This window comes from Alkalibacterium thalassium, from assembly GCF_900101165.1.
In the GTDB taxonomy this organism is placed as follows: Bacteria; Bacillota; Bacilli; order Lactobacillales; family Carnobacteriaceae_A; genus Alkalibacterium; species Alkalibacterium indicireducens.
Window position 1 is genome coordinate 1 of record NZ_FNFK01000091.1, and the last position, 5,437, is coordinate 5,437.

General features: G+C 37.0%; 4 protein-coding genes and 2 pseudogenes. 2 read left to right on the forward strand and 4 right to left on the reverse strand.

Annotated features, from left to right (window positions below):
- Both BLR76_RS11140 and BLR76_RS12505 read left to right on the forward strand, forming a co-directional pair.
- Nucleotides 1-822, forward strand: an 822-nt coding sequence (locus tag BLR76_RS11140) for a sensor domain-containing diguanylate cyclase (RefSeq protein ID WP_143009256.1), incomplete at its 5' end; no start/stop codon positions are given.
- Nucleotides 823-833: 11 nt separating this feature from the next.
- A pseudogene (locus BLR76_RS12505) lies at nt 834-974 on the forward strand (ISL3 family transposase); the annotation flags it as partial.
- A 192-nt stretch (nt 975-1,166) separates the two neighbouring features.
- Here BLR76_RS12505 and BLR76_RS11145 read toward each other — a convergent pair.
- The 4 genes and pseudogenes from BLR76_RS11145 to BLR76_RS11930 form a co-directional block, all read right to left on the reverse strand.
- Nucleotides 1,167-2,579, reverse strand: a complete 1,413-nt coding sequence (locus tag BLR76_RS11145; RefSeq protein WP_091268946.1) for a glycosyltransferase family 2 protein — start codon at nt 2,577-2,579, stop codon at nt 1,167-1,169.
- Nucleotides 2,569-3,678: a HEAT repeat domain-containing protein gene (locus tag BLR76_RS11150; protein ID WP_091268947.1), complete on the reverse strand. Its 1,110-nt coding sequence runs from the start codon at nt 3,676-3,678 to the stop codon at nt 2,569-2,571. Before BLR76_RS11150 ends, BLR76_RS11145 begins: the two co-directional genes overlap by 11 nt.
- Before the next feature lie 4 nt (nt 3,679-3,682).
- Nucleotides 3,683-4,504, reverse strand: a complete 822-nt coding sequence (locus BLR76_RS11155; protein ID WP_091268949.1) for a hypothetical protein — start codon at nt 4,502-4,504, stop codon at nt 3,683-3,685.
- Between the two features lie 688 nt (nt 4,505-5,192).
- Nucleotides 5,193-5,437 (reverse strand): annotated as a pseudogene (locus BLR76_RS11930) (hypothetical protein); the annotation flags it as partial.

Below are 5,437 nucleotides of genomic sequence, written 5' to 3' on the forward strand. Positions count from 1 at the left end.
GAGCATCATCCTGACGCAGCCTTTTCATTCACACTTGACGGTACAGTCCTGAGTGTCAATGAAAAAGGTGCTGAAATTCTCGGCAAAACAAAGGAAGAACTGATCGGACACTCACTGATTGACACTATACATGCCGATTATCAGGAAACGGTCAAAGGACATTTTAATAACGCTAAAAAAGGCATCTTCAAGCATTATGAGCTTCCTTTCAGCAATCTAGGCAATGAGTTTTATTACCTGGGTGTGACTCATGTGCCGATCAAGGTAGATGGAGAAGTTATTGGCGTCTACGCCATTGCGCGAGACATTACGGAGAACAAGATCAATCAGGAGCAGATCCAGTATATGGCCTTCCATGACCATCTGACTCACCTGGCCAACCGCATCCGTTTCGAAGAAGTTCTTCAGAAAGCTATAGAGGATGACAGGCTTCATGATAAGAAATTTGCGCTTCTCTTTATGGATCTGAATAATTTCAAAGACGTCAATGATGATTATGGTCATGCCTTTGGCGATAAGCTATTGGCTCAGGTCGCCAGACGCATTGCTTCGATGGTCAAGAAAGATGATTGTGCCGCACGACTGGGCGGGGATGAGTTCACTATTCTGATTGATGATCTCGATAGCTATGATGATGCGATGAGATGGGCCAGTCAGCTCCTGAACAAGCTGAACAAACCTTACCTCATTGATGGAGAAGAAATCGTCTGCACGCCGAGTGTCGGCTTTGCCTACTACCCTAAAGATGGTGACTCTGTAGAGAACCTTCTAAATAAGGCCGACGCAGCCATGTACAAGAATAAACGCCATTCCAAAGTGTAAAGAACAGTTATAAAATAAAGGTCCTCAATCGGGTAGCCTACGGCTACCGCAATTTCCTTAACTATAAAAACCGAATCATTCTCCACTTTAACCTAAAGCCAGCAAATGCTAGCACAAATCAAAAGAAAAAAGTGAATACCAAGGCAGCATAAGCCCAGTGGTATTCACTCTCATATTTATTGATTATTATTCTTAACCAACGTTAGTTGACGTAGAACCAGTTAATCAAGGCCGGTTTTATAACCCCTTTCATTAAAATGAAAACCAGGTAAGTTAGAAATTGTATCTAACTTACCTGGTTTTTTTGTATATCATGATTCATCTTTTTAGCTTAAAGTTAAGACCTAGTCATTTACGCTCTGGTCTTCAATAGTGCTACGTTCAATTGGCGCCCACGAATGTAGTTTTGCATGATAAGTGAATACCGAATATAATCGTACCCACAATAAGTAAGGTCTGAAGAAGAAGGCATCCAAAGTCGTCACAAAGAAAGCTTTCGCAACTTCTCCGGGATAACGTTTGTAATCTTGGATAAAGTATCGCCCAACAAAGAAGGCCATAGTCTGGAACAAATTGAATATGAAGTATAATCCCATTAATACTAGCATCATGGGGATATTTATCATCCCTAAGTAAAGACCTAAGATGATGATAAATAAACCAAGTAGTTCAATAAACGGTGCTAAAAGTTCATACATCAAAAAGTACGGGTAAGATAACAAGCCTAGTAAGCCATAATTTGGATTTAGAAGAATAGATTTATGGGCCCACATCGTTTGCATCAAACCACGATGCCAACGAGCACGTTGTTTCGCTAGATCATCCATTGAGAAAGGCGCTTGCGTCCAACATACTGCATCTTCAGCAAAACGAATCTTATAAGGGATATCATTCTCGACATGGTGACGATGTAGTCGTAAAGCTAAGTCCATATCTTCCGCAACACTATTAGGGTCGTACCCATTAATATCAATTACAGCTTGTTTTTTGAATAAACCAAAACCACCAGATACATTTAAATTTGCATTAAATGCATCGCTAGATATACGCGACCCCATAAATGCCCGGCCGTATTCCAAGGTTTGCATTGCGGCTACCAATTTTTTTGGTAAAGGTGTTTCTACTGGATAAGCATCTTTAAAGACGACATCATTAGCAATGCCCAACAGTCCCCCAACAGCTACTGTACGATCATTTTCGAAGAATAATTGAATGGCATTCTTTAGAGCATCAGCTTGTAAGACTTCATCTGCATCCATCGATACGAAATATGGATATTCACTCGCATTAATCCCTGCATTTACCGCATCAGCCTTATTACCGCCATTAACTTTTCGGATCAACTTAATAGTTTTTCCACCTTTCGATATTTCATAAGCTGATTCGATCGGTTGAGAAGGTACTTGTAGGCGAATGGGGACATCGTTTTTCACCATATTAAATCGATCAATTACCTTCTGAGCAGTATCATCAGTTGATCCATCGTCTACTACGATAATCTCATAAATTTTATAGTCTAAATGCAGTAAGTTATCGATTGTTGTTATTATCGTTTCACTTTCATTAAAAGCAGGTACGATAATGGATACTGGGTAATAATATTCATGGTCTAATTGGTTCATCAATAGTTTCGATTGTCGTCGTTTATAAAGTTTCACCGTTGCCATGATATTACCTATTAAGATATAAGTAATGTAGAAAATTAAGTAGCCTAAGAAAAATTTTTCTGAGATTTGAAATAACAGATCAATATTCATAACTTAATCCCCTTTTTTCATAATAATAGGTCAATTGATCAATCGCATATTGATCTTCACCTTCAAATACTGATGATAGTCGTTGTGGTTGATCTACTAATTTACTTAAAGCTTCAGCAGCGTTCCGACGTACATACCAATCTCTTGATGTAACATTCCTTATTAGTTGCTCGATCGTTTCTTGACCAGGATAGGCTATTAAAGTACTCGTTGCTACACCGGTACATGCTATATAATCCACATCATCATTATTAGCCCATGATAAGATATATGGATAAGCTTCTTCGGTCTCGATTTTTCCATAATATCTGAGTACAGCACATATATAATCAACATCTTCTGTTTCACCATCTAAGTATGGCAGCAAGAACTGTTGGAATTGTGCTGAACCCTTGATACGAGCAAAATCAATGACAGCCGTTTGATAATGCGATGACAACTGACTCCAATTCGTGTCTAGTAAGTGTAGTAACTCATCAAAGTCACCAGTAAAAGCTAATAGACTATCCGTGATTAATTTTGTATTTAAGGGTGTTAAATCTTCATGGCTCAACCGCTCAAGTCCTTCTACCACTGAATGAGGATTGCCTAAACTAGTTAAAGCCGCAAAAGCGTGATTCTTAGAATATATTGACGATTGTAGAGGGATCTTCAATAGTATTGATTCCAACTCAGTCGTATCCCTGCCCTCTTGCTTAAATAGTAACTTACTCGTTGCATAGGCATAATAAGCTTTATGGGTTGAAGATTTTTTTAAATAGTACTGGCCGACTCTTAGCCAATCTTTGTATGACTTATCAATGAAGTCTTTGATCAAATCATTATCTTCCTGGCTACTACTACTAAGTAATTCCTCAGCAATCTCCAAAAATACAATCATTTTCTTGGGAGATGTCACATCGCGATAGAACATCTCACTGTCATAATTTAAACCCTTCATCTCTACGAACCACTTACGCACCTCTTCTTTTTCCTTATCGCTTCTCTTAGCAGAGAAATTAGTATAGCGCTGGTATAAGGATATCGAAAAATAAGTGAATATACTGATAATAACCAGTAGGATTAAGTAAAACAATAGAAAATTAAATTCCCAAATCAAAAAATCATTCCTCTTCTAAAGCTGTTAGCTCTAGCAAACTATTAAATTCATGTATACCTAAATGAATTTCTTGATTGCTGTAATGATTAGTTAAAGCCTCAAAGTTTTCAATCATCGCTACTAGCCCCTCATCATGGTAGGTATTTTGTGCTGTCAAATCAGCAATACCAACTTGCTGTAATTCGTAAACCGTTTGAATGGACTTATCGTATTGCTTACTCACACTTACTTCTTTAGCAATATGATCAATTTCTTTACCGCGATAATAATTCATAATGGCTACCTCATCGGAAGCTTCTGAAATAATTGCTTCTAATTCTTCATCGAACCCTTTTGTGTCTAGGTAATATGGTAGGCAAACAATCAGTTCCATATTCGCTGCTTTTGTTAGACCATAAACTTCTTTTAAATTATCTACTAAGGTTCCCCAAACAGCTTTGGGATCATCTTGATATTCTTCTAAAGATTGAGGTTCAATATCTAAGACAAACCCTTGCACCGGATGGCCAGCTTCTTTATATTCAATGACCTCTTTAACATAGGTAATTAATTCATTCTTTTCTTCAACTAGTGCCCATTCGGCCTCCCCATTTAAGAAGTAAACTCGCTTATTAGCTTCATTCACTTGATCCACAAATTGATTTAATTGGCCAACAAACTGGTCATCAGACAAATGATTACTCGAAACGAATTGATAAATCGAATCGATGTCATGCGTACTCATTGCTTCTACTGTATGGTCAACATTTTCAACTTGTAGTTCATACCAAGAATAGACGGCCGCTTCGATATTTTTAGCTTTACTAAAATAATTGAATAATAGCATTGCGACAACAGTTCCTCCTATAGCTAATAACCCTCACTTAAATTTATAATTATCCAATAGAATCACTGCTCCTATTTTTAAATATAATTCTCTATAGAATACCATATCCATAACATATAATGAATACCCCAAATTGAAAAAAAGACGACCGAGTCGTCACCCGGTCGCCTTTCCAATTTGCAAATTTGATTTTTAAAGTTTACGAAATTATTTTCTCACTTTTTTTCTTTAAAAATTTTTATTTTTTTTTACAACATATCAAAAAGGTAATTAAAGATTATCACTCTTACGTCGTCACTATCGTTCCTAGCGCTACATGGTAGATTCAATATGAGATTGTAGGAATCTGTCTAATTATATTTAATGAGTTAATTATAAACCTGAATAATTCATAGTACCTTGTCAGAACAGGCATTTATCCCGCTTTGATAAGGTTTATCACTCTATTCCTTCTTCACCCGTTGGGTGAAGAAAAAAATATACAAAAAGAGCACACTCTATGTTATTGTAAAGTCGATCAAAACAACAAAAACAAGAGGTGTGCTCAATGTCAACTTTACAAGAAAAGCAACTACAATTCAATCCCCATTTGGTTATGGTATGTGTCAAGACTTTGGCGGAAACTTTTTTTTCTAGAGATGGTAACTCTTCAATTTTAATATTAAAATGGCTCATTCTGTGTGTTTCATTACCCAAACATTTTCTTCAGTTGTCCCATTGGACTTGATGTGGAACTATAATTAGCTATTTCTCCCATTTTAACGCCTACAGAAGGACGATTAATCTTTTTCAAAACAGCTCTAACAGCGCCTTTAAATTCAGGGACAATGGTTTGTTCAAATGCAGGTAGTTCGGCTCTTAAAGCTTCTAAAAGCGTTCCGTTTTTACGAGCTGAAATAATTGAAGCTAAGTTTCCAGCTCCTTTGGCTGAAA

Bases quoted from the DNA above. Each gene is read 5' to 3' on its own strand.
- BLR76_RS11145 (WP_091268946.1), bottom strand. From the start codon at position 2,579: ATGAATATTGATCTGTTATTTCAAATCTCAGAAAAATTTTTCTTAGGC.
- BLR76_RS11155 (WP_091268949.1), bottom strand. From the start codon at position 4,504: ATGCTATTATTCAATTATTTTAGTAAAGCTAAAAATATCGAAGCGGCC.